Below are 24,029 nucleotides of genomic sequence, written 5' to 3' on the forward strand. Positions count from 1 at the left end.
CATGCTCACGGCGCTGACCGGGCAGACCCTGACGGTGGATTACGCGGTCACGCCAATCCTCAGCGCCGGCGAAACGATGCTGTTGCTCGAGGTCCACCCCCGGGACCGCCTGCTGCGCATCACCAAGGAAGAGGCGCAGCTGTCCAAGCAGGAAACCAGCAAGATGCTGGTGCGCGGCCTGGCCCACGAGATCAAGAACCCCCTGGGCGGGATTCGCGGCGCCGCACAGTTGCTGGCCCGCGAGCTGCCGGACGAGAACCTCAAGGACTACACCAACGTCATCATCGAGGAAGCCGACCGCCTGCGTAACCTGGTGGACCGCATGCTCGGTTCCAACAAGTTGCCGTCGCTGGCGATGACCAACGTGCACGAAGTTCTGGAGCGCGTCTGTCAGTTGGTAGAAGCCGAAAGCCAGGGCTGCATCACCCTGGTGCGCGACTACGACCCGAGCATTCCCGATGTGCTGATTGACCGCGAGCAGATGATTCAGGCCGTGCTCAATATTGTGCGCAACGCCATGCAGGCCATCAGCAGCCAGAACGAGCTGCGTCTGGGCCGCATCAGCCTGCGCACCCGCGCCATGCGCCAGTTCACCATCGGCCATGTGCGCCATCGTCTGGTCAGCAAGATCGAAATCATCGACAACGGTCCCGGCATTCCGCCGGAGCTGCAAGAAACCATTTTTTACCCCATGGTCAGCGGCCGCCCGGATGGCACCGGGCTGGGCCTTGCCATTACCCAGAACATCATCAGTCAGCACCAGGGGCTGATCGAGTGTGATAGCCACCCTGGCCATACAACATTCTCGATCTTCCTGCCGCTGGAACAAGGAGCACGTCATGAGCCGCAGTGAAACCGTCTGGATTGTCGACGACGACCGCTCCATCCGCTGGGTCCTGGAAAAAGCCCTGCAACAGGAAGGCATGACCACCACCAGCTTCGACAGCGCCGACGGCGTGCTGAGTCGTCTGACCCGCCAGCAGCCGGACGTGATCATCTCGGACATCCGCATGCCCGGCTCCAGCGGCCTGGACCTGCTGGCACGGCTCCGCGAACTCTATCCGCGCCTGCCCGTGATCATCATGACCGCCCATTCCGACCTGGAAAGTGCGGTGGCCTCCTACCAGGGGGGCGCCTTCGAGTACCTGCCCAAACCCTTCGACGTCGACGAGGCGGTATCGCTGGTCAAGCGCGCCTTTTTGCATGCCCAGGAACAGCAGGGCCTGCAGGTGCCCGTCGAGCAAGCGCGGACCCCGGAGATCATCGGCGAAGCACCGGCGATGCAGGAGGTGTTCCGCGCCATCGGCCGACTCAGCCACTCCAACATCACCGTTCTGATCAACGGCGAGTCGGGCACCGGCAAGGAACTGGTCGCCCATGCCCTGCACCGTCACAGCCCTCGGGCCGCCTCGCCCTTTATCGCCCTGAACATGGCGGCGATCCCCAAGGACCTGATGGAGTCGGAGCTGTTCGGCCATGAAAAAGGCGCCTTTACCGGCGCCGCCAACCAGCGCCGCGGACGTTTCGAACAGGCCGATGGCGGCACCCTGTTCCTCGACGAAATCGGCGACATGCCGGCCGACACCCAGACCCGCCTGCTGCGCGTGCTGGCCGACGGCGAGTTCTACCGCGTCGGCGGGCATACGCCGGTCAAGGTCGACGTGCGGATCATCGCCGCCACCCACCAGAACCTGGAAAACCTGGTGCAGGCCGGCAAATTTCGCGAGGACCTGTTTCACCGCCTCAACGTGATTCGCATTCATATTCCCCGGCTGTCCGACCGGCGCGAGGACATCCCCACCCTGGCCCGGCACTTTTTGCGCAGCGCCGCCCAGGAGCTGGCAGTGGAGCCCAAACTGCTGAAGAGCGAAACCGAGGACTACCTGAAGAACCTGCCCTGGCCGGGCAACGTCCGTCAGTTGGAAAACACCTGCCGCTGGATCACCGTAATGGCCTCCGGCCGTGAAGTGCATGTCGACGACTTGCCCCCCGAGCTGCTCGCGCACCCCCAGGACAGTGCACCGGTGACCAACTGGGAACAGGCCCTGCGCCAATGGGCCGACCAGGCCCTGGCGCGCGGCCAGTCCAGCCTGCTCGACAGCGCCGTTCCGACCTTTGAGCGGATCATGATCGAGACCGCGCTCAAACACACCGCCGGACGCCGTCGCGATGCGGCGATACTGCTGGGCTGGGGACGCAACACCCTGACCCGCAAGATCAAGGAACTGGGCATGAAGATCGACGGTGTCGAAGACGACGACAGCGACGAGGGCTGACCGGCCCATGGCGCACCGCCCTGCCCGGCCCCGGGCAGGACGGGCCGCCACCGCAGCGGCTGGCGCTTGCCTGACCCGCCGCCAATCGCTCTTACCCTGCTCCCCCTGCCCCTCTTCGGTCTTTCCCGCCCGTACGCTCCCTCGTCCTTTCCTCGTAGCCGGGAGCGGCGCATGGCGTTGCGCCGCATCACGGCCGCCATGCCCCGGTTCAGCACAAAAAAAGCGCAAAAACCACGCAAGCGCCCCGCGACGCAGCAGGCAATCCGGCCGTGACACCCGCATTACCACGGTCGGGGTTGTTGCCTGGCCAACAACGCTGCCCACCGTCGGTCAGCAGCCGCCCCCCTTTGTGTTCCGGCGCGTGCCCCGCTGGGCTTGGGCTGGCGGTGTGAAACGAGGATATAGAAACGACGCAATGAAGGCCCCTGAGGGCCGGATCGAAGGCCCAGAGGGCGCCGATAAAGGTTTTTTCCACATGGTCATAAAACTGGCACATGCAATGCATAGTATCCAGTAACCCAGTTTCGGGGACCTTGGTACAGGCAGGCCGGGGCTCCCCTCTTTTATTCCTCCCGCAGGCTGACCGTCAGCCGCCAGCCGCCCCTCACCGCTGCGCCGTGCCATTCGCCGCGCAGCGGTCGGGCTCCCACCAGGTTCAGTGACAGCCCTTGCGGACCACGCAGCAAGCGCCAATTGACCCTGCGTCCCGCAACGTCCAACTGGCCTTGCTGGGCGCGGCCCTGGGCCTCGAAACGCAGCGCCAAGGCCCCCTGCACCTGCTCGCCGCTGAACCTGGGCTGCTCGTTAAACCACAGCTGCAACTGGTCGGCCTGCACCTCGACGCGCTCCAGCCGCAAAGGCTCAGGGGCCTGCAAACGCCCCAGCATCATGCCGATCAGAAAGCCGAAGAGCGCCAGCGAGCCAATGACGCGCGTCCATAACTGCGGCCGCGACGGCGGCTCGGGGGTAGAATGCCGCGTGTTCTTAAGCTCGGAGCCGTGCATGTTTCACGTCATCCTGTTCCAACCGGAAATTCCACCGAATACCGGCAACATTATACGGCTGTGCGCCAACAGCGGCTGCAGCCTGCACCTGATCGAGCCCCTGGGCTTCGAACTGGACGACAAGCGCCTGCGCCGCGCCGGCCTGGATTACCACGAGTACGCCCCCGTGCAACGTCACGGCGACTTGGCCAGCTGCCTGGAAAGCCTGGGTCGACCTCGGCTGTTCGCCTTTACCACCAAGGCCTCGCAGCCCTTCCACGACACCCGCTTCGCCCAGGGCGACGCCCTGCTGTTCGGCCCGGAGAGCCGCGGCCTGCCGCCCGAGGTGCTGGACAGCCTGCCCTCGACACAGCGCCTGCGCCTGCCGATGCGTCCCGGCTGCCGCAGCCTCAACCTGTCCAACACCGTGGCCGTGGCGGTCTATGAGGGTTGGCGGCAGTTGGGCTTCAGCCTGGACTGAGCCCCCTTCGCCCCATAAAAAAAGCGCCCTCAGGCGCTCTTCTCTTCGACGGGAAATGCCTCAGGCCTGAGCCGGAGCCTCGCCCGCGGCCTGCAAGCGCGCGATTTCCTGGGCGTACAGGGCGTCGAAGTTCACCGGTGCCAGCATCAGCGCCGGGAACGAACCGCGGGTCACCAGGCTGTCCAGTGTCTCGCGGGCATAGGGGAACAGGATATTCGGGCAGAACGCCCCCAGCGTGTGGCTCATCGACGGCGCGTCCAGGCCCTGGATAAGGAAGATGCCGGCTTGCTGAACTTCAGCGATAAACGCAACTTCTTCACCGTTTTTCACGGTAACCGACAGGCTCAGTACCACTTCATGGAAATCGCCTTCCAGCGCGCGCTGGCGGGTGTTCATGTCCAGCGCCACGCTCGGCGTCCAGTCCTGGCGGAAGATCGCCGGGCTTTTCGGCGCTTCGAAGGACAGGTCGCGCACGTACAGGCGCTGCAGGGAAAACTGAGGGCCTTGCTCGGCTTGAGCGGCGCCATTGGTGGTTTGTTCAGTCATTGCAGATCCTTCTTGATCAAAGTGTCATGGTACTTAAGGCGCTACAAAGTCAGGCGGATCCATCCGGGTGCGGGCTTTCGCCCCGGCACCCACTCCGCCGGCTCGCGCCCCCCTAGGGTGTGAGCAGCGCATCCAGCTTGCCCGCGCGCTCCAGGGCATAAAGATCGTCACAGCCGCCGACATGAGTGTCGCCGATCCAGATTTGCGGTACCGAGGTCTTCTTCGCTTTACGGGTCATTTCCGCCCGTGCCTCCGGCCGTCCATCGACCTTGATTTCCTCGAAGGCCACGCCTTTTTGCTTCAACAGCTGCTTGGCCCGGGTGCAGTAAGGGCACCAATCGCTGGAGTAAACGACCACCGCGGGCATGCTTACTTCACCACCGGCATATTGTCGGCGCGCCAGCCACTGATGCCACCGGACAGCTTGGCCGCGGTAAAGCCGGCTTTTTTCAGCTCGCGGCAGATGCCGCCGGCGTGCTGGCCCAGGGCATCGACCACGATCAGAGTCTTGGCCTTATGCTTGTCCAGCTCGGCGATACGGCCCAGTACCTTGTCGTGGGGGATATTCAACGCACCCACGATATGGCCACCGGCAAAATCCTTGTTGCCACGGATGTCCAGCACCAGCCCCTGCTCGCTGTTAAGCAACGCGGTGGTTTCACGGCTGCTCAGGCTCTGCCCGCCCTTGCGCATCTCGGTGAAGATCAGCAGCGCCAGCAACGCGGCGAACGTGCCGCTGAGCAGGTAGTGGACGGTAACGAATTCAATCAGGTGAGCGAGCATCAAGAGGTACCAGGGCGGTAAAATGTCGGCCAGTATACACAGCCCTCGAATCGGCTACAGCCCGCACCGAGCAGGTGGCGTGCCAGGCCATTTCGGCGCCCAAGGCCCCGATAGGCGCCGCAGCCCCGCGCCCTGGGCCGCCATGACTCGCCCCAGCGCCTGGCCCCAGTGCTCGTGGCATCCGAACTTGAGTTAACCCACGCACCAAACAGGCCTCTGGCAGTGACGCGCCAGCGGCTTGGCATTTAAACTGCCGGACCTTTTGCGGCGTTGGCTGGCCGCTGCGCTGGTCGGGCGCAGCACACAGGCCAGACGCCTTTCGACCCACCCTTGCCAAGAGTCGAACTCAATGACAGCCACGCCCAAACCCCTGGTGCTGATTATCCTGGACGGCTTCGGCCACAGCGACAACCCCGAATCCAATGCCATCCACGCCGCCCATACACCGGTCTATGACCGCCTGCGCGCCACCCAGCCGCACGGCCTGATCTCCGGTTCCGGCATGGATGTCGGCCTGCCGGACGGGCAGATGGGCAACTCCGAGGTCGGCCATATGAACCTCGGCGCCGGCCGGGTGGTGTACCAGGATTTCACCCGGGTCACCAAGGCCATCCGCGACGGCGAGTTCTTCGACAACCCGACCCTCACCGGCGCCGTGGACCGGGCCGTGCAGGCCGGCAAGGCAGTGCATATCCTCGGCCTGTTGTCCGACGGCGGGGTCCACAGCCATCAGGATCACCTGGTGGCGATGGCCGAACTGGCCGCCCGCCGCGGCGCCCAGCAGATCTACCTGCATGGGTTTCTCGACGGTCGCGACACCCCGCCGAAAAGCGCCCAGCCGTCCATTGAACTGCTGAACGATTGTTTCGCCCGCCTGGGCAAAGGCCGCATCGCCACGCTGATCGGCCGCTACTACGCCATGGACCGCGACAACCGCTGGGATCGGGTGGAGGCGGCCTACCGGCTGATCGTGGAGGGTCAAGGCGAGTTCCAGGCCAGCGATGCCAGCACGGGCTTGGCGCAGGCCTATGGCCGTGGCGAAAGCGACGAGTTCGTCAAGGCCACCACCTTGGGCGCACCGGTGCGGGTCGAAGACGGCGATGCGGTGGTGTTTATGAATTTCCGCGCCGACCGCGCCCGCGAATTGAGCCGCGCCTTCGTCGACGCGGACTTCGACGAATTTGCCCGCAGCCGTCAGCCAGGTGCGCAGTTCGTCACCTTGACCCAGTACGCGGCCAGCATCCCTGCACCCTGCGCCTTCGCGCCGGGCAGCCTGGACAACGTGCTCGGCGAGTACCTGGCCAAACACGGCAAGACCCAGCTGCGCATCGCCGAAACGGAAAAGTATGCCCACGTGACCTTCTTCTTTTCCGGTGGCCGCGAGGAGCCCTTCGACGGCGAAGAGCGCATCCTTATCCCCTCCCCGAAGGTCGCCACCTACGACCTGCAGCCCGAGATGAACGCACCGATCGTCACCGACCGCATCGTCGAGGCCATCTTGCAGCAGCGCTACGACGTGATCATCGTCAACTACGCCAACGGCGACATGGTCGGCCACACCGGCGTGTTCGCCGCCGCGGTCAAGGCGGTGGAATGCCTGGACCAATGTGTCGGGCGTATCGCCGAGGCCCTGGACCAAGTGGGCGGCGAAGCGCTGATCACCGCCGATCACGGCAATGTCGAGCAGATGGAAGACGAGGGCACCGGCCAGGCGCACACGGCCCACACCTGCGAACCGGTGCCCTTTATCTATGTCGGCAAACGTGCGGTAACGCTGCGTGAAGGCGGCGTGCTGGCCGACGTGGCGCCCACTCTGCTGACCCTGCTCGGACTGCCCATCCCGACCGAGATGACCGGCACCAGCATCCTCACGCTGACCTGAAACTGGCTCGGCCCCACGTCAACGCGGGGCCTTTCCGCGCAGGCATTCTTGTCCTTAAGGCAAGATTCATTTGCCTTCTACCCACTTTTTCCGCAAGCCTGCGAACGCCATGCTGTGCCTCAGACACCTTCCCTGTTCGAGGACTGCTCCATGAAGATTTTCATCACCGGCGCCGGCGGCTTTATCGGCGGTTCCCTGGCCACCGGCCTGGCCCAGGCGGGCCATCAGGTCAGTGGCCTGGTGCGCGATCCGCAACAGGCGCTGGAACTGCGCGCACTGGGTATCGAGGCGGTCCTCGGAACGCTCGACGACCGTGACCTGCTGATCGCCCAGGCGCAGGCCGCCGACGCGGTGATCAATGCCGCCAGCAGCGACCACCGCGGCGCCGTCGAGGCCTTGATCGAGGGCCTGGCTGGCTCCGCCAAGGTGCTGCTGCACACCAGCGGTTCGAGCATCGTCGGCGACGCCTGTGGCGGTGAGCGCGCGTCCGACCAGGTGTTCGAGGAGGACGCCTTGCCCGCGCCGACCGCCGACAAGGCCGCGCGCATGGCCATCGATCAGCTGGTACTGGACGCCGCCAGCCGCGGCATCCGCTCGGCCGTGCTGTGCAATACCCTGATCTATGGTCACGGCCTGGGCCTGTCCCGCGACAGCGTGCAGTTGCCGCGATTGCTCAAACAGGCGCAGCGAAGCGGCGTAGTCCGGCACGTCGGGCGAGGCCTGAATATCTGGTCGAACGTGCATATCGCCGATGTGGTGGAGCTGTACCGGCTGGCCCTGGAGCGGACACCCGCGGGCACCTTCTATTTCGTCGAAAGCGGCGAGGCAGCCTTTCGCGACATGAGCCAGGCCATCGCCGATGCCCTGCACCTGGGCCAGGCCCAGGATTGGCCGCTGGAGCAGGCTGTCGCCGAGTGGGGCTACGAAATGGCCAACTACGGCCTGGGCTCGAACAGCCGCGTGCGTGGCCAGCACGCCCGCCAATTGCTTGGCTGGACGCCGCGTCAGCCGACGGTGTTCGAGTGGATCCGCGAACAAATGCTGCCCGCGCAGGCCTGATGGCTGCGTTTGGCGTGGTAATCACAGTAAACGCCTCGTTCCCGGCGGGTCCGGGCGTTTTTTTTGCTCGCCGCCGCGGGCATACTAGGACGACTAATCGCCCCGGTATCGCCCTCCATGCTTCGCGTCTTGATCCTCCTCAGTTTCGCCAGTGCGGCCGCGCTGTTCGGCCCCGTCAGCCAAGTGGTGGCCGATGAGCGCAGCGACACCCAGCAGCAGCTGGAAACGGCCCGCAAGGACGTCGACGAGCTGAAAAAACTGCTCAAGCAGTTGCAGCTGGAAAAATCCGGTGTGCAAAAGGAACTGCGTGGCACCGAGACTGAAATGGGCCAGCTGGAAAAACAGGTCGACCACCTGCAACAGGAACTCGAGGGCAGCGAAAAGGAAATCCAGCGCCTGGACCAGGAGAAAAAAACCCTGGAAGGGGCCAAGCTCGAACAACAGCGGCTGATTGGCATCCAGGCTCGCGCGGCCTACCAGAGCGGCCGCCAGGAATATCTCAAGCTCTTGCTCAACCAGCAGAATCCGGAACGTTTTGCACGCACCCTGACCTATTACGACTACCTCAGCCAAGCCCGCCTCGAGCAGCTCGCCACCTTCAACGAAACCCTGCGCCAACTCGCCAACGTGCAGCGCGCCATTGACCTGCAGCAAGCGCAATTGCTGGTGCAAAAAGGCAGTCTGGAGGAACGCCGTGAAGCCTTGAGCGAAGTGCGCAAGGCCCGCCAGCGCGCCCTGGCCAAGCTGAACCAGGAGTACGCCAGCCAGGACCGCAGCCTCAAGGCCCGCGAACAGGAGCAGGCCGAGCTTGGCCGCGTCCTGCAGACCATCGAAGCGACCCTGGCCCGCCAGGCGGAACAAGCACGTCTGGCCCGCGAAGCCGAACAGCAACGCGAGCGCCAACTGGCCGAGCAGCGCGCACGGCAAGCGCAGCCCGCCAGCGTAGCCCGCGCCGAGGGCCCGCAGGTGTCCAGCGCCGGTGGCAGCATTGGCGGCCCTTTCGCCCAGGCGCGCGGTAAGTTGCCGTGGCCGGTGGATGGCCGCTTGCTGGCCCGTTACGGAACCCCGCGCGGCGGCGACGTTCGTACCAAGTGGGACGGCGTGCTGATCGGCGCCACGGCCGGCAGCCAGGTGCGCGCCATCCACGGCGGGCGGGTGGTGTTCGCCGACTGGTTGCGCGGTGCCGGGTTGCTGGTCATCCTCGATCACGGCAACGGTTACCTGAGCCTTTATGGCCACAACCAGAGCCTGTTGCGCGATGCCGGTGCCCTGGTCAACGCCGGCGACCCCATCGCCACCGTGGGCACCAGCGGCGGACAGGACAGCCCGGCGTTGTATTTTGCCATTCGCCAGCAGGGGCGCCCGAGCGATCCTGTGCAGTGGTGCACCAGCCAAGGCTAATATTCCCAACCTGCGGCCAGCCGCACGCACCGCTCGCAGCAACCGGTCAGCGGCACGGCGGGAAACGCTTCGGGCAGTATCGATACCAGGCGTCACCTTTATTCCTCAGGAGTTCGTTCGACATGCCGCATTTGTCCCGTCTCACCTCGCTGGCCCTGGCGATCAGCTTGCTTATCGGGGCTCCTCTGGCACAGGCCGAAGAGCCCGCGACCCCGCCTGCCGCTGCCACTGGCGGCAAAGCCCCGCTGCCGCTGGACGATCTGCGCACCTTTGCCGAGGTCATGGACCGGATCAAAGCCGCCTATGTCGAACCGGTGAGCGACAAGACCCTGCTGGAGAACGCCATCAAGGGCATGCTCAGCAACCTCGATCCGCACTCGGCCTACCTGGAACCCGAAGCCTTCCTCGAGCTGCAGGAAAGCACCAGTGGCGAATTCGGTGGGCTGGGCATCGAGGTCGGCCAGGAAGATGGCTTCCTCAAGGTGGTCTCGCCGATCGACGATACACCGGCGTCCAAGGCGGGCATCGAAGCCGGCGACCTGATCCTGAAGATCGACGGCAAACCGACCAAGGGCCTGTCGATGATGGAAGCCATCGAAAAGATGCGCGGCAAACCCGGCGAGAAAATCGCGCTGACCCTGGTCCGCGAGGGCGGCCAACCGTTCGACGTGGAGCTGACCCGCGCCGTGATCAAGGTCAAGAGCGTCAAGAGTCAGATGCTCGAACCCGGCTATGGCTATCTGCGCATCACCCAGTTCCAGGTCAATAGCGGCGAAGAAGTTGGCAAGGCGCTGACCAAGCTGCGCAAGGACAACGGCGACAAAAAACTGCGTGGCCTGGTGCTGGACCTGCGCAACAACCCCGGTGGCGTGTTGCAGGCCGCAGTGGAGGTGACCGATCACTTCCTGACCAAGGGCCTGATCGTCTACACCAAGGGCCGTATCGCCAACTCAGAATTGCGTTTTTCCGCCGACCCGGCGGATGCCAGCGAAGCGGTACCCTTGGTGGTGCTGATCAACGGCGGCAGCGCCTCGGCGTCGGAAATCGTCGCCGGCGCCCTGCAGGATCACAAGCGCGGCGTCCTGATGGGTACCGACAGTTTTGGCAAGGGCTCGGTGCAGACGGTGCTGCCGCTGGCCAATAACCGCGCGCTGAAGCTGACCACCGCCTTGTATTTCACCCCCAACGGCCGCTCGATCCAGGCCCAGGGCATAGTGCCGGACATCGAGGTGGCGCGCGCCAAGGTGACCCGCGAGCAAGACGAGAGCTACAAGGAAGCCGACCTGCAGGGCCATCTGGGCAATGGCAATGGCGGGGAAGACAAACCCAGCGTCGGCAAGGACAAAGCGAAACCCAGTGTCCAGGACGACGACTTCCAGTTGAACCAGGCGCTGAACCTGCTCAAGGGCCTCAGTGTGACCCGCGGCGGCGATTGATCCGCCGTTGAACCGGCCCAGTGTCAAGGCCGGCACTGGCGCCTGGGGTTGCAGAGACCGGCGCCGGGCCCACTGGGCTGGCGCCGCAGGCCAACAGGCTACAAGTAGTTGTTGGTGATCTCGTCGATAAAACCTTCACTGCGCATCTGGTCCAACGCTTTTTGCAGGCGCTGGATGACCTCGTCGGGGGTCTCCTTGTTCAACGCCAGGTACAGCTCCGCGTCGTTCAGGTTCAGGACGATGCGCAGTCCGCTCACGCCTTCCTGGCGCGCCATGTAACGGCCCGCCGGATCGTCGGTGGCCCACAGGTCGATCTGCCCCTTGGCCAGCTTGCGAATGTTCTCCTGGTCACGCAGCACGGTCACCAGGGGCACGCCCTTGCCTTCCAGAGACTGGGTAACCGCGTTGTTCTTGTAGGCGCCGATCTTGTACTTGCTGGCCTCGGTAAGGTCCTTGACCGTCAGGCTGCTGCCCGGCGCCGCGACCAGCACCCAGGACGTCTTGCCCAGCGGGCCGACCCATTTGAAGGAGCTCTCACGCTCTGGTGTACGGGTGGTGGAAAACAGTCCGTAGTTCGGCTTTTCCTGGGTCAGGCGGTACAAGCGGTCCCAGGGGAAACGCAGCGTCAGGCTGTAGTCGATGCCGGCACGCTTGAACATCTCCCGCACCACGTCGGCGCTGATGCCGTCGATGCCGTCGTCCCGGGCGAAGTTCTTGTCATCCACCGCCATATTGAACGGCGGGAAATTTTCGGTCAGCAGAACCACCTTGTAGCTGGCAGGCAACTCGGCATGCGCAGTGGCCGCCGTCAGGGCCAGGCCCAGCCAAAAGGTACGTTTGAACAGATTGAACATGGTTGGAGCAGCTCCGCAGGTTGGTTATTGTTGTTATGCCTCTGTTCGCGGCAGGTGGTACCTGCCCCGAACGACTGCCGGCCGCACTGCCCTCAGGGTTTACTCACAGGTAATTGGCAGTGATGTCGTCGATAAAACCCTCGGCGCGCATTTCGTCCAAGGCCTTTTGCAGGCGTTGGATGACTTCGTCCGGGGTGTCCTTGTTCAGCGCCAGGTAGAGCTCCGCATCGTTGAACCGCAGCACCGTGGTCAACCCGGTCACGCCCTCCTGCTTGGCCAGGTACCGCCCCACTGGATCGGTGGTGGCCCACAGGTCGATCTTACCGCCCGTCAGCTTCTTGACATTCTCCTGATCGCGCAAGGCGTTGACCGGTTTCATGCCCTGGCTTTCCAGGTGCTGGCTGACCGCATCGTTTTTATAGGCGCCGATGGTGTACTGCTCGGCGTCCTTGAGGGTCTTGACCTGGATACTGTTGCCTGGCGCCGCCAGCAGCACCCAACCGGTCTTGGCCAAAGGCCCGACCCACTTGAATTGCGGTTGCCGCTCAGGGGTGAAGGTGGTGGAAAACAACCCGTAGTTGGGCTTGTCCAGCGTCAGGCGGTACAAGCGGTCCCAGGGAAAGCGCAGGCTCAGGGTATAACCGATGCCGGCACGCTTGAACATCTCGCGCACCACGTCGGCGCTGATGCCGTCGATGCCATCGTCCCGGGCGAAGTTCTTGTCATCGACCGCCATGTTGAACGGCGGGAAATTTTCCGTCAGCAATACGACCTTGTAATCCGCCGGTAACTCCGCTCGCGCGGTAGTGGCCGCCAGGATCAGGCCCAGCAACAACAGAGTGCGATTGAACAGGTTCAACATGATTAGCACCGCCCGCAGGTTTCGTTATTGTGGCGAGCGGCATCCCGGCAAAGCGGCAAGCTCGGCGACGGAATGCGCGTCTCGTTACCATCCCTGGCCACGGCCAGCTGAAGCTGACCGTTACCGCCTTACTCGTTACAGGTAACTGTTGAGAATATCCTCGACAAAACCCTCCTCGCGCATCTTGTCCAGGGTGGCTTGCAAGCGCAGCACGACCTCGTCCGGCACCTCCTTGTTGAGGGCCAGGTACAGCTGCGCACTGTCGAATTTAAGGATGGTCTTCAGGCCGGTCACGCCCTCCTGCTTGGCCAAATAGCGACCCGCGGGATCGCCAGTGGCCCACAGGTCGATTTGCCCGTTTTGCAGCTTTTTGGCGTTTTCCTGGTCGCGCAGAGCGGCTATCGGTGTCAGTCCCTGATTGACCAGGTGCTCGGCGATCGCATCCCCCTTGTAGGCACCGACCTTGAAGGCCTTGGCGTCGGACAACACATCCAGCTTGATGTCGCTGTCTGCCCGGCCCAGCAGCACCCAGTCGTCCGGACCGATCGGGCCGACCCATTTGAAGAGCTTTTCCCGCTCCGGCAGGCGCGCCGCGACAAACACGCCATAGCCGGGTTTCTCCAGGGCCAACTTGTAGATGCGGTCCCAGGGAAACCGCAGGGTCAGGCTGTACTTGATCCCGGCGCGCTTGAACATCTCGCGCACCACATCCACGGCGATGCCATCGATACTGTCTTCAGTGGCGAAGTTCTTGCCATTGATGGCCATGTTGTAAGGCGGAAAATTCTCGGTCAGCAGGACCATGCTGTAGTTGGGGTCGACCTCGGCCCGGGCACTGCCGGCGAACATCCACAACAGACTGACCAACGCCAGCATTACACGACTCGACATAAGGTGTTCTCATGATTTCAGTGGAGAATGCGACCCCAGCATACCCAGGCGCGTCGGATCAGCCCAGCCCTGAAGAAGGATGAAGGCAAATGGCCTTGCCCCGACTCAGTAACGACCCTTGATCGCCTCCAACTGCCCTTCGCCGCGCAGGGACTCCAATGCGGCCTGCAACTTCTGCACCAGCTCGTCGGAGGTGTTCTTGTTCAGCGCCAGGTAGAGGTCGGCCTTATGGAAGCGCTGCACCACCTTGACCTGCGCCAGGCCTTCCTGCTTGGCCATATAGGGTCCGCTGGGATCGGCTGTGACCCACAGGTCGATCAGCCCCTTGTCCAGCTTCTTGACGTTTTCGTTGTCCCGCAGGGCCGTCTGCACCGTCAGGCCCCGGTCGATCAGGTGCTGGCTGATAGCATCGTTCTTGTAGCCACCGATGCGGTATTTCGCCGCTTCCTGCAGGTTGTTCAGCGTGATCGGACTGTCGGCACGGGCCAACAGCACCCAGTCGTTGGTGGCGATGGGGCCGACCCACTTGAACAGCGCTTCGCGCTCCGGGGTGCGCGCCACCGAATACAGGCCGTAGCCATTGTCGCTCAAGGCCTGCTGATAGACCCGGTCCCAGGGAAACCGCAGGATGGTCTGGCACTCGATCGCCGCGCGCTCACATACGGCGCGCACCGTGTCGGTGCTGATACCGCTGACGCCGTCGTCCTTGGCGAAATTGCTGCCATTGACCGCCATATTGAATGGCGCGAGGTTTTCGGTGAGCAGAACCAGGGATTCGGCACGGGTCAGGCTGGAGCCGCACAGCAGCAGAAAAACGGCAATAAGCCGGGAAGCAGGCATAAATACACTCTGTTAGCAGGGTACAAGTAGGATTAGCGCAACGATCGACCTTTCAGGGTCGTGGCGCGGACACTGATAGTTTAGCGGGCAAATGCCTCTACCGGTGTCGATTGCAGCACAGCATGTGGCGACTTGTGCACCAGCCTGCAGCACGTATCACGTTCAAACGGGCGTTTATGGTGCACGCAAGACCATCGCCGTCCGTGCCGCCGGACCAGGCCCCCTGGATATTACCCTCGCGAGTCGCGTTGCCGCGAAGAAGGGGCCCAGACCCGGCGCGGCCCTGCGGCAGTGTCCCCAGGCCCTAAGGCGCGGCCGATGGCCGACCGACCGGCCAGGCGCGAGCGGCCCAGCGGGCAGCGACGTAGTTATGGTGGGGGACCGCGCCGAGGCGCGGTAGGCGATCAGCGCACGACGATGCCGCGGCTGGCCAGGTAGGCCTTGGCTTCGGGCACGGTGAACTCGCCGAAGTGGAAGATACTGGCCGCCAGCACGGCCGACGCCTTGCCCTCGAGAATACCGGCGGCCAGGTGCTCGAGGTTGCCGACGCCGCCGGATGCAATTACCGGAATCCCCACCGCATCGCTGATGGCACGGGTGACGCCCAGGTCGAAGCCATTTTTCATGCCGTCCTGGTCCATGCTGGTCAGCAGGATCTCACCGGCGCCCAGGTCTTCCATCTTCTTCGCCCAAAGCACCGCATCCAGCCCGGTGGGCTTGCGCCCGCCGTGGGTGAAAATCTCCCAGCGCGGGACCTCGCCAGGGCCTGAGACTTTTTTGGCGTCGATGGCGACCACGATGCATTGCGAGCCGAAACGCGCGGACGCCTCGCCGACGAACTCGGGGGTGAAGACCGCCGCGGTATTGATCGAGACCTTGTCCGCGCCGGCGTTGAGCAGGTTGCGGATGTCCTGCACGGTGCGCACGCCACCACCGACCGTCAGCGGGATAAACACCTGGCTGGCCATGCGTTCGACCGTGTGCAGCGTGGTGTCGCGACCGTCGACGCTGGCGGTGATATCCAGGAAGGTGATCTCGTCGGCGCCCTGCTCGTCGTAGCGACGGGCAATCTCCACCGGGTCACCGGCATCGCGGATGTTCTCGAACTTGACGCCCTTGACCACCCGACCGTTATCCACGTCGAGACAGGGAATGATGCGTTTTGCCAGTGCCATAACAGTGTTCCCGTAGGATGGGTCGAACCGCGTAGATTGAGCGCAGCGATACCCATCGCAAATGATGAAGCCAAGCGATGGGTTACGCCGCTTCGCGGCTAACCCATCCTACAAACTACGGATCGGCTACAGCCCGTTACTCAACCTTGCTGTTCAGGTCGCACAGCGCCTGGGCCTCGGCCACATCCAGGGTGCCTTCATAGATGGCCCGCCCGGTGATGGCGCCGATGATGCCCGGCGTGCGGGTGTCCAGCAGCGCCTGGATATCGCCGATATGATGGATGCCGCCCGAGGCGATCACCGGGATCCGCGTGGCGTTGGCCAGGGCCACGGTGAAGGGCACGTTGCAGCCCTGCATCATGCCGTCCTTGGCGATATCGGTGTAGACGATCGCCGCCACGCCATCGGCCTCGAAGCGCTTGGCCAGATCGATCACCTGCACCGTGCTGACCTCGGCCCAGCCGTCGGTGGCGACAAAGCCGTCCTTGGCGTCCAGGCCGACGATCACCTTGCCCGGAAACGCCCGACACGCCTCGGCGACGAAGGCCGGTTCCTTGACCGCCTTGGTGCCGATGATCACGTAGGCCACGCCCGCGCGCACGTAGTGTTCGATGGTTTCCAGGGAACGGATGCCGCCACCGATCTGGATCGGCAGGTTCGGGTAGCGCCGGGCGATGGCGGTGACCACCTCGCCGTTGACCGGCTGGCCTTCGAAAGCACCATTGAGATCGACCAGGTGCAGGCGACGACAACCGGCCTGCACCCACTGGGCGGCCATGGCCACCGGGTCGTCGGAAAACACCGTGGAGTCTTCCATGCGGCCCTGGCGCAGACGCACGCAGGCGCCGTCTTTCAGGTCGATAGCGGGGATAATCAGCATCGGACGAACCTATTCAAAGTGAAGTCGGTGAAATATCAGCTTTTTTCCAGGGACCACAGGTCGCTTTCAATACTCTGAAAGCGCTCGCTCAGGTGCGCCTGGACATCGCTGATGGCCTTGTTGTAGAAGTGCGGCGCCACCTCGCGGGCAAACAGGTCCAGCACTTCCTGCACCTCGAAACTGCCCAGTTCCAGCTCGAAACGCTCCTCCAGGAAACGCTTGAGCACCTGCAGTGCCGCCTGGTTGTGCGGCGGCTCGAGCTCGAGCAACGGCGCCTTCAACTTGGCCTTGCTCATTACCAGCGGCCATCCCAGGCGGCAAAATTCTGCAGCAACTGCAGGCCGTGGGTATGGCTTTTTTCCGGGTGGAACTGCACGGCGAAACGCGAGCCCTCGGCCAGCGCGGCGGCGAAATCGACCCCGTAGTGGCCGCGCCCGGCGACCTGACGCGGGTTACCCGCCTCGACGTAAAAACTGTGGACGAAATAGAACCGCGCCAGGTCGGGGATGTTGTGCCACAGCGGATGGGCGACCGTCTGGCTTACCTGATTCCAGCCCATGTGCGGTACTTTAAGGGCCTCGCCGTCTTCCTCCATACCCTTGCCGAAAAAGCGCACCTGGCCCGGGAACAGGCCGATGCAGTCGACGCCGCCACTTTCCTCGCTGCGCTCGAGCAGCGCCTGCATGCCGACGCAGATCCCGAGAAACGGCCGGTCCTGGCTGACCTCACGGACCAGCGCATCGAACTCCAGCCGGCGGATTTCGGCCATGCAGTCGCGAATCGCGCCCACGCCGGGAAACACCACGCGGTCGGCTTCGCGAATCACCTTGGCGTCGCTGGTGATCTGCACACGCCCGGCACCGACATGCTCCAGGGCTTTGGCCACCGAATGCAGGTTACCCATGCCGTAGTCGATTACCGCCACCGTCTGCATCAGAGGCAACCCTTGGTCGACGGCATCTGCCCGGCCATGCGCTCGTCCAGCTCCACCGCCATGCGCAGCGCACGGCCGAAGGCCTTGAACACCGTTTCGATCTGGTGGTGGGTGTTGTGCCCACGCAGGTTGTCGATGTGCAGGCTGACATTGGCGTGGTTGACGAAGCCCTGGAAAAACTCCTGGAACAGGTCGACATCGAAGCCGCCGACCGTGGCGCGGGTGTAAGGCACATGCATCTGCAGGCCCGGGCGACCGGAGAAATCGATCACCACCCGCGACAGCGCCTCGTCCAGCGGCACATAGGCGTGGCCGTAACGACGGATACCTTTCTTGTCGCCGATGGCCTTGCTGAACGCCTGGCCCAGGGTGATACCAACGTCTTCGACGGTGTGGTGGTCGTCGATATGCAGGTCACCCTTGCACTCGATATCCAGGTCGATCAGGCCATGACGGGCGATCTGATCGAGCATGTGTTCGAGAAAGGGCACGCCGATATCGAAGCGCGCTGCACCGCTGCCATCCAGGTTGATCGAAGCCTTGATTTGCGTTTCCAAGGTGTTGCGCTCGACGGACGCCGTACGTTCGGCCATCACCAGCTCCACAAAATGCTCACGGAAAAGGCGGCCATTATAGGGGGCACGGGCCGGACGCGGCTACCGGCGGTGGTCGCCGCGGTTTACACTCGCGGCCTTTGCCCTCGCCAGGAGCCTGCCATGCCGGTCATAGTCGAAGTCCTGCACAGCCCCACCGCCCAGGACCGCAGCGACCTGCGCAAGGTCTATGCCGATGCTCCGGCCTGGCTGCTGGCGCCCCATGCCGATGCCGACGACCTGATCGAGGCGGGCCTGCGCCGCGGCGAGCTGCTGGCCGGGCGCTTCAACGACCGGCTGCTCGGCGCCGCGTTGCTGCGTCGGGGCGAGACCCATTGGCAGCTGTCGCACCTGTGCGTGCGCCAGCTGACCCGCCGCCGCGGCGTGGGCCAGCGCCTGCTCGACGAAGCCCTGCGCCTGACCACGACGGCCGGCGCCACCCTGCACCTGGCGGCCCCGGCCGACCACCTGGAAAGCCAGGCGCTGGCCGCACGCTGCGGCTTGCCGCTCGACAGCCTCGACTGAGGACCGGCGATTGACCTGGCAGCCATCGGCGGCCAGATACGGTGGGCTGGCGCTGAACAACGCGCCGAGACCACCCTACGTCCTCGCTGCTCGTTCCCAGGCTCCGCGTGGGCATGCACCCCGGACGCTCCCGCGTCCACAAGCAGGCCACCCTGCGACGCGAGGCATCGCGGGCTCGCCTCGGCGGCCAGATACGGTGGGCTGTCGCTGAACAGCGCACCGAGACCACCCTATGTCCTCGCTGATCGTTCCCACGCTCCGCGTGGGAATGCACCCCCAGACGCTCCCGCGTCCGCCGGCAGACGCCACGAAGTCGCCGAGCGTCGCGGGTTAGCTTCCACGCAGGCGCGCGGGAGCCATCGAATGCAACATTCGCCAACCCAGCCATAGCGCACTGGCCACGCAAAGCCCGGCCAGCCCCACGCCAATGCCCCCGTGCGGCGGCGCCAGCCAGAAGCCCCAGGCCAGCGCCAGCGCTGCCATGGCAAGCAGGCGGACCAACTCGAACCGCCAGCGCCCACCCTTGCCATCGAACAGCCGCCCCAGGCTGATGCAGCCCCAGAGGATCACCAGCGCCAGCAGCCAGGGCTCCCAGATGGCCGCTTGCTTGACGCTGGCCAAAAACCCCAGGGCCAGGGCGTTGATCAGCAGAAACTGGCAAAAGGCATACAGGCGCAAGCCGCTCGCATACACGGGCGCATAGTTGTCCTCGCCCATCTTCGGCCAAGGCCGCTCGGCCACGTCCGCCGGCCGCCAGCCCGTGGGCATCCACCACAGTCGCAGCTTGTCCCACCAGGAGCGGGTGGCGCGCGCATCGGCCCACAGCAGGCGCCACCAGCTGAATTGCAGGCGGATCGGGTCGAAGGTGGCGACCGGCGTGGTGACGCCATAACGTACCGGCTCGCGCTCCTCGGCGAAGGTGCCGAACAGCTTGTCCCACAGGATCAGCACACCACCGTGGTTGCGGTCGATATAGCAGTCGTTCTGGCCGTGGTGCACCCGGTGCAGGGACGGCGTGACGATCACCCCCTCCAGCCAGCCGAGCGAGCCGACATGCTGGGTATGGATCCAGAACTGGTACGCCAGCTGGATGCCCAGCAACAGCAGAAACAGGGGCAGCGGCACGCCCAGCAAGGCCAGGGGCAGGTAGAAAGGCCAGTCGAAGGCCGGCTGGAAGGCGCCCTTGCGCAAGGCCGTGGACAGGTTGAAATCCTCGCTGGAATGGTGCGGCTGATGCGCGCCCCACAGCAGGTTGTAGCGGTGCAGGCTGCGATGGGCCCAGTAGAAGCAGAGATCCACCGCGATAAAGGCGACCAACCAGACCCAGGGCGAGCCCGCGTCCAGCTCCAACAGCCGGGCGTGCTCGTACAGCCAGGCATAGGGCAGCAGCAACAGCAGCCGCAGCGGCCCTTCCAGCAATACCCGCAGGATCGCCGTGTTGATGCTGGTACTGGCGTCGGCCAGGCGATAGGTCGCGCGCCCCGTATGACGCTCGTACGCCAGCTCCAGCAGGATCAGCAGGATGTACAGCGGGAACGCCAGGATGGCGATGCTCATGACGGTCCGACCCCTGTTCTTGTTATGCCCAGCAGCCTAACAAGGCCCGCGCCGCCCGGAGCGGCCGGGCGCGCCAATCCCGGACACCAAGGGCGCCAGGGGCTCCCGCGGCGGGCAAACTGAGGCACCTGCGGGAACCCGAGGCTCGCTTGCCTATCCAAGCCCCTGCCATTGGCACCGCGCCGGCGCCATCGGGGCCCCGCGACCCGCGCAGACGGAACGCAGCTGCGCAGGGGACTCAACCCGGCCGTGACACCGGCGCTATACTCGCGCCTTTGCTCGAATTCTTCGACATCGCTCACTTGTAAGGACTCGTCCATGAAAGCGCTCGGAAAAATCCTGGGGCTGGTACTGCTCGGACTGCTGCTGCTCATCGTGGCCCTGGGATTTGCCCTGACTCACCTGTTCGACCCCAACGACTACAAGGACGAGATCCGCCAGCTGGCCCGCGACAAAGCCAACCTGGAACTGACCCTCAACGGCGATATCGGCTGGAGCCTGTTCCCCTGGCTCGGCCTGCAGTTGCACGACGCCACCTTGGCCAGCGCCCAGACCCCTGACCAACCCTTCGCCGACCTGCGCATGCTGGGCCTGTCGGTACGGGTCATGCCGCTGCTGCGCAAGGAAGTGCAGATGAGCGACATCAAGATCGACGGCCTGCGCCTGACCCTGAACCGTGACGAACAGGGCCACGGCAATTGGGAGCAACTGGGCCGGCAACCTGCCACCACAGCTGAAGGCATCCCACCCACCGAGCCAGCCGACACCACGGCGGCGACAGCGAGCCCCGGCGGAGACTTGCCGATCAAACTGGACATCGACAGCCTGACGCTGAGCAATGCGCGGATCGACTACCACGACGCCAAGAGCGGCCTTCAGCTCACCGCCGAGGGCATCGAGCTAAGCACCGGCGCGATTCGCGAAGGCGCCTCCATCCCCCTGAAACTGACCGCCTTCCTTGGCACCAACCAGCCGGTGATGCGCGCCAGCACCCTCCTGAAAGGCGAGCTGCGCTTCGACCGTGCGCTGCAGCGTTACCAGTTCGAAGACCTGCAGCTGTCCGGCGAAGCCGCTGGCGAACCTCTGGACGGCAAGACCCTGACCTTCGCCGCCCAGGGCCAGTTGCTGCTCGACCGCGCCGCCCAGGTCGCCGAATGGAACGGCCTCAAGCTGTCGGCCAACCAGGTGCGCGCCCTGGGTGAAATCAAGCTGCGCGACCTGGACAGCGCGCCCAAGTTGTCCGGTGGCCTGTCGCTGGCGCAATTCAACCTGCGCGAGTTCCTTGAAAGCCTGGGCCAGACGTTGCCCCCCATGAGCGATGCCAAGGCCCTGAGCCAGGTGGAGCTGGTCACGCGCCTGGTGGGCAGCCCAACCAGCCTGAGCCTCGACGAACTGACCTTGAAACTGGATGACAGCACCCTGACCGGCAGCCTGGGGATCAGCGATTTCAGCAAACGCGCCCTGCGCGTCCAACTCAAGGGCAACCATCTGGACCTGGACCGTTACCTGCCCAAAAGCGAGCCGCAGGCCGATTCGGCACGCAAAAACGAGGTGCGCGAAAGTGTCGCCGCCGCGGGCCAGAGCGGCACCAGCCCGCTGCCCGAGGCGCCCTCGCAACAGGCCTGGAGCGACAAGGCGCTGATCCCGCTGGACGCCCTGCGCCAACTCGATGTGCAACTGGGGTTGAGCTTCGACCTGCTGACCTTCAACCGCCTGCCCCTGGAAAACCTGCAACTCAAGGCCCAGAGCAAGGCGGGCCTGGCGTCGCTCGACAGCCTGCGTGGCGAACTGCATGGCGGTGCCCTGGACGTCAGCGCCCGCCTGGACGGGCGCCCGGACGTGCCCTTGCTGACGCTCAAGCAGTCCCTGAGCCGTATTCCGGTGGAAAAGGTCCTGCGCGCCCAGGGCGAAAAACCGCCGCTCAAGGGCCTGCTCGACCTCAACGCCGAGCTGAGCTCCCGTGGCATCAGCCAGAAAAGCTGGGTGGAGAACCTCAACGGACGCGCCGACTTCGTGCTGAGCGACGGCGTGCTGCTCGACGCCAACCTGGAACAGCAGCTGTGCCAGGGTATCGCCACGCTCAACCGCAAAACCCTGGGAACCGAGGTGCGCGGCAGCAATACGCCGTTCGAGGAACTCAAGGGCAGCCTCAGCGTGATCGACGGCGTGGCCCATAACCCCGACCTCAAGGCGCGCATCCCCGGCCTGACGGTCAACGGCGAGGGCGACCTGGACCTGCGGGTGCTGGGCCTGGATTACCGCGTGGGGATAGTGATCGAGGGCGACAAGGGCGCCATGCCCGACCCGGCCTGCGAGGTCAACCCGCGCTACGCCGGCATCGCCTGGCCACTGCGCTGCCGAGGTCCGCTGGAGCTGGGCGCCAAGGCCTGCCGCCTGGACAACGAGCGCATGGGCAAGGTCGCGGCCAAGCTGGTCGGCGACAAGCTCAGTGAAAAACTCGAGGAAAAACTCGGCGACAAAGTCAGCCCGGAACTCAAGGACGCCCTCAAGGGCTTGTTCAACCAATGAGCCCCGAACACTTCAGCGACGCGGTCCTCGACTGGTACGACCGCCATGGGCGCAAGGACCTGCCCTGGCAGCAGGGCATCAACCCCTACCGTGTCTGGGTTTCCGAGATCATGCTGCAGCAGACCCAGGTCAGCACCGTACTGGGCTACTTCGATCGTTTTATGCACGCCCTGCCCACCGTGCAGGCCCTGGCCGCCGCCCCGGAAGACGAAGTGCTGCACCTGTGGACCGGACTGGGTTACTACACCCGCGCGCGCAACCTGCACAAGACCGCCAAGACCCTGGTGGAGCACTGGCACGGCGAGTTTCCCCGGGATGTCGATCGCCTGATCGCCCTGCCGGGCATCGGCCGCTCCACCGCCGGCGCTATCGCCAGCCTGAGCATGGGTCTGCGCGCGCCGATCCTCGACGGCAACGTCAAACGGGTGCTGGCGCGCTACGTCGCCCAGGCCGGCTACCCGGGCGAACCCAAGGTAGCCGAACAGCTCTGGGCGGTGGCCGAGCGCTTTACCCCACGGGCGCGGGTCAACCACTACACCCAGGCGATGATGGACCTGGGCGCCACGCTCTGCACCCGCAGCAAACCGAGCTGCCTGCTGTGCCCGCTGCGCAGTGGCTGCAAGGCGCACCTGCTGGGCCGCGAAACGGCCTACCCGGTACCCAAGCCGCGCAAGGAACTGCCGCGCAAGCGCACCCTGATGCCCTTGCTGGCCGATGCCGAGGGCGCCATCCTGCTGTACCGGCGCCCGTCCAGTGGCCTGTGGGGCGGGCTCTGGAGCCTGCCGGAGGTGGACACCAGCGCCGAGCTGGATGGCCTGGCGCTGCGCCATGGCCTGGCCCTGGGCGAGCGCCAGGCGCTGCCGGAGCTGGTGCATACCTTCAGCCACTTCCAACTGGCCATCGAGCCCTGGCTGATCCAGGCACGCGGCACCGCCCCCGGCGTGGCCGAGGGCGACTGGCTCTGGTATAACCTCGCCAGCCCGCCGCGCCTGGGCCTGGCCGCACCGGTCAAGAAGCTGCTCAAGCGCGCCGCAGATGTTTTGAATGCAGGAGAACCCTCATGACCCGTACCGTGAATTGCCGCAAGCACAAACAGGAACTGCCCGGCCTGGAGCGCCCCCCGTATCCAGGCGCCAAGGGCGAGGATATTTTCAACAACGTCTCCAAGCAGGCCTGGGACGAATGGCAGAAACACCAGACCCTGCTGATCAACGAGCGCCGCCTGAACATGATGAATGCCGAGGACCGCAAATTCCTCCAGGGCGAGATGGATAAATTCCTCTCCGGCGAAGACTATGCCCAGGCCGAAGGTTACGTGCCGCCCGCCGAATAAACCGCTTTCTCAGCTAAGCGCCCGAAATAGTTAAATATTTTTCGATCTCTTGTTGACACCGCTGCGCCAAATCCGTCTAATACGCCCCGTTGCCCAGATAGCTCAGTCGGTAGAGCAGGGGATTGAAAATCCCCGTGTCGGCGGTTCGATTCCGTCTCTGGGCACCATTACATACAGTGGTGGTGCTTTTCACCAAGCACCCCATCTAC

General features: G+C 64.5%; 25 protein-coding genes and 1 tRNA gene. 12 read left to right on the forward strand and 14 right to left on the reverse strand.

The window, feature by feature from the left end:
- Positions 1–853, forward strand: an 853-nt coding sequence (gene glnL / locus ABWY06_RS16450; protein WP_353926649.1) for a nitrogen regulation protein NR(II), incomplete at its 5' end; no start/stop codon positions are given.
- The gene (gene ntrC / locus ABWY06_RS16455) at positions 840–2,276 is read left to right on the forward strand and encodes a nitrogen regulation protein NR(I) (RefSeq protein ID WP_353926650.1); all 1,437 of its coding nucleotides are present in this window, start codon (positions 840–842) and stop codon (positions 2,274–2,276) included. The genes glnL and ntrC, both read left to right, overlap by 14 nt.
- Positions 2,277–2,839: 563 nt before the next feature.
- Here the strand turns inward: ntrC and ABWY06_RS16460 are convergent.
- The gene (locus ABWY06_RS16460) at positions 2,840–3,280 is read right to left on the reverse strand and encodes a hypothetical protein (RefSeq protein ID WP_353926651.1); all 441 of its coding nucleotides are present in this window, start codon (positions 3,278–3,280) and stop codon (positions 2,840–2,842) included.
- On the opposite strand from ABWY06_RS16460, the gene ABWY06_RS16465 reads away from it, so the two are divergent.
- A complete protein-coding gene (locus ABWY06_RS16465; protein ID WP_353926652.1) occupies positions 3,279–3,740 on the forward strand; it encodes a tRNA (cytidine(34)-2'-O)-methyltransferase in 462 nt (153 codons plus the stop codon). The two genes, ABWY06_RS16460 and ABWY06_RS16465, sit on opposite strands and share 2 nt — an antisense overlap.
- A 60-nt stretch (positions 3,741–3,800) precedes the next feature.
- Here the strand turns inward: ABWY06_RS16465 and secB are convergent, their stop codons facing one another.
- The 3 genes from secB to ABWY06_RS16480 all read right to left on the reverse strand — a co-directional run bounded on the left by secB (position 3,801) and on the right by ABWY06_RS16480 (position 5,069).
- Positions 3,801–4,286 carry a protein-export chaperone SecB gene (secB, locus tag ABWY06_RS16470; RefSeq protein WP_353926653.1) on the reverse strand — a complete coding sequence of 162 codons (486 nt, stop codon included), beginning with the start codon at positions 4,284–4,286 and terminating at the stop codon, positions 3,801–3,803.
- 112 nt (positions 4,287–4,398) lie between these two features.
- Entirely contained in the window at positions 4,399–4,653 is a 255-nt protein-coding gene (grxC, locus tag ABWY06_RS16475) for a glutaredoxin 3 (RefSeq protein WP_353926654.1), read from the reverse strand.
- Between the two features lie 2 nt (positions 4,654–4,655).
- Complete coding sequence (locus ABWY06_RS16480) at positions 4,656–5,069, reverse strand: rhodanese-like domain-containing protein (RefSeq protein WP_353926655.1); 414 nt, start codon at positions 5,067–5,069, stop codon at positions 4,656–4,658.
- A 349-nt stretch (positions 5,070–5,418) separates the two neighbouring features.
- On the opposite strand from ABWY06_RS16480, the gene gpmI reads away from it, so the two are divergent.
- From gpmI to ABWY06_RS16500, 4 genes are all read left to right on the forward strand, one after another.
- Entirely contained in the window at positions 5,419–6,951 is a 1,533-nt protein-coding gene (gene gpmI, locus ABWY06_RS16485) for a 2,3-bisphosphoglycerate-independent phosphoglycerate mutase (protein WP_353926656.1), read from the forward strand.
- Positions 6,952–7,101: 150 nt separating this feature from the next.
- Entirely contained in the window at positions 7,102–8,010 is a 909-nt protein-coding gene (locus ABWY06_RS16490; RefSeq protein ID WP_353926657.1) for an NAD-dependent epimerase/dehydratase family protein, read from the forward strand.
- A gap of 117 nt (positions 8,011–8,127) precedes the next feature.
- Positions 8,128–9,411, forward strand: a complete 1,284-nt coding sequence (locus ABWY06_RS16495) for a murein hydrolase activator EnvC family protein (protein WP_353926658.1) — start codon at positions 8,128–8,130, stop codon at positions 9,409–9,411.
- A gap of 122 nt (positions 9,412–9,533) precedes the next feature.
- The gene (locus ABWY06_RS16500) at positions 9,534–10,847 is read left to right on the forward strand and encodes a S41 family peptidase (RefSeq protein ID WP_353926659.1); all 1,314 of its coding nucleotides are present in this window, start codon (positions 9,534–9,536) and stop codon (positions 10,845–10,847) included.
- A 98-nt stretch (positions 10,848–10,945) separates the two neighbouring features.
- On the opposite strand, the gene ABWY06_RS16505 is transcribed toward ABWY06_RS16500, so the two are convergent.
- The 9 genes from ABWY06_RS16505 to hisB form a co-directional block, all read right to left on the reverse strand.
- Positions 10,946–11,701, reverse strand: coding sequence for a substrate-binding periplasmic protein (locus ABWY06_RS16505; RefSeq protein WP_353926660.1), 756 nt, complete (start codon positions 11,699–11,701; stop codon positions 10,946–10,948).
- A gap of 103 nt (positions 11,702–11,804) precedes the next feature.
- Entirely contained in the window at positions 11,805–12,563 is a 759-nt protein-coding gene (locus tag ABWY06_RS16510; RefSeq protein WP_353926661.1) for a substrate-binding periplasmic protein, read from the reverse strand.
- A 135-nt stretch (positions 12,564–12,698) separates the two neighbouring features.
- Positions 12,699–13,439 (reverse strand): substrate-binding periplasmic protein, encoded by a 741-nt coding sequence (locus tag ABWY06_RS16515; RefSeq protein ID WP_502948218.1) that lies wholly within the window; start codon positions 13,437–13,439, stop codon positions 12,699–12,701.
- Positions 13,440–13,559: 120 nt separating this feature from the next.
- Positions 13,560–14,294, reverse strand: coding sequence for a substrate-binding periplasmic protein (locus tag ABWY06_RS16520; RefSeq protein ID WP_353926663.1), 735 nt, complete (start codon positions 14,292–14,294; stop codon positions 13,560–13,562).
- Between the two features lie 404 nt (positions 14,295–14,698).
- Entirely contained in the window at positions 14,699–15,469 is a 771-nt protein-coding gene (hisF, locus tag ABWY06_RS16525; RefSeq protein WP_353926664.1) for an imidazole glycerol phosphate synthase subunit HisF, read from the reverse strand.
- A gap of 136 nt (positions 15,470–15,605) precedes the next feature.
- Positions 15,606–16,349, reverse strand: coding sequence for a 1-(5-phosphoribosyl)-5-[(5-phosphoribosylamino)methylideneamino]imidazole-4-carboxamide isomerase (gene hisA, locus ABWY06_RS16530; RefSeq protein WP_353926665.1), 744 nt, complete (start codon positions 16,347–16,349; stop codon positions 15,606–15,608).
- A 35-nt stretch (positions 16,350–16,384) separates the two neighbouring features.
- A complete protein-coding gene (locus ABWY06_RS16535) occupies positions 16,385–16,645 on the reverse strand; it encodes a DUF2164 domain-containing protein (protein ID WP_353926666.1) in 261 nt (86 codons plus the stop codon).
- Positions 16,645–17,283 carry an imidazole glycerol phosphate synthase subunit HisH gene (gene hisH / locus ABWY06_RS16540; protein WP_353926667.1) on the reverse strand — a complete coding sequence of 213 codons (639 nt, stop codon included), beginning with the start codon at positions 17,281–17,283 and terminating at the stop codon, positions 16,645–16,647. Before hisH ends, ABWY06_RS16535 begins: the two co-directional genes overlap by 1 nt.
- On the reverse strand, positions 17,283–17,876 hold the full coding sequence (gene hisB / locus ABWY06_RS16545; RefSeq protein WP_353926668.1) for an imidazoleglycerol-phosphate dehydratase HisB: 594 nt from the start codon (positions 17,874–17,876) through the stop codon (positions 17,283–17,285). The genes hisH and hisB overlap by 1 nt, the downstream gene beginning before the upstream one ends.
- Before the next feature lie 123 nt (positions 17,877–17,999).
- Here hisB and panM point away from each other — a divergent pair, with 123 nt between their 5' ends.
- Positions 18,000–18,401 carry an aspartate 1-decarboxylase autocleavage activator PanM gene (panM, locus tag ABWY06_RS16550; protein WP_353926669.1) on the forward strand — a complete coding sequence of 134 codons (402 nt, stop codon included), beginning with the start codon at positions 18,000–18,002 and terminating at the stop codon, positions 18,399–18,401.
- 330 nt (positions 18,402–18,731) lie between these two features.
- Here the strand turns inward: panM and ABWY06_RS16555 are convergent, their stop codons facing one another.
- On the reverse strand, positions 18,732–19,958 hold the full coding sequence (locus tag ABWY06_RS16555; protein ID WP_353926670.1) for a sterol desaturase family protein: 1,227 nt from the start codon (positions 19,956–19,958) through the stop codon (positions 18,732–18,734).
- A 318-nt stretch (positions 19,959–20,276) separates the two neighbouring features.
- Between ABWY06_RS16555 and ABWY06_RS16560 the strand changes: the two genes are divergently transcribed.
- The 4 genes from ABWY06_RS16560 (at position 20,277) to ABWY06_RS16575 (ending at position 23,987) form a co-directional block, all read left to right on the forward strand.
- Entirely contained in the window at positions 20,277–22,487 is a 2,211-nt protein-coding gene (locus ABWY06_RS16560) for an AsmA family protein (protein WP_353926671.1), read from the forward strand.
- Positions 22,484–23,551: an A/G-specific adenine glycosylase gene (mutY, locus tag ABWY06_RS16565; RefSeq protein WP_353926672.1), complete on the forward strand. Its 1,068-nt coding sequence runs from the start codon at positions 22,484–22,486 to the stop codon at positions 23,549–23,551. Before ABWY06_RS16560 ends, mutY begins: the two co-directional genes overlap by 4 nt.
- Entirely contained in the window at positions 23,548–23,820 is a 273-nt protein-coding gene (locus ABWY06_RS16570) for an oxidative damage protection protein (RefSeq protein ID WP_353926673.1), read from the forward strand. The genes mutY and ABWY06_RS16570 overlap by 4 nt, the downstream gene beginning before the upstream one ends.
- 91 nt (positions 23,821–23,911) lie before the next feature.
- Positions 23,912–23,987: transfer RNA gene (locus ABWY06_RS16575), tRNA-Phe, on the forward strand.
- Positions 23,988–24,029 lie beyond the last annotated feature (42 nt).

It is taken from the genome of Pseudomonas sp. (assembly GCF_040514055.1).
Classification (GTDB): domain Bacteria; phylum Pseudomonadota; class Gammaproteobacteria; order Pseudomonadales; family Pseudomonadaceae; genus Aquipseudomonas.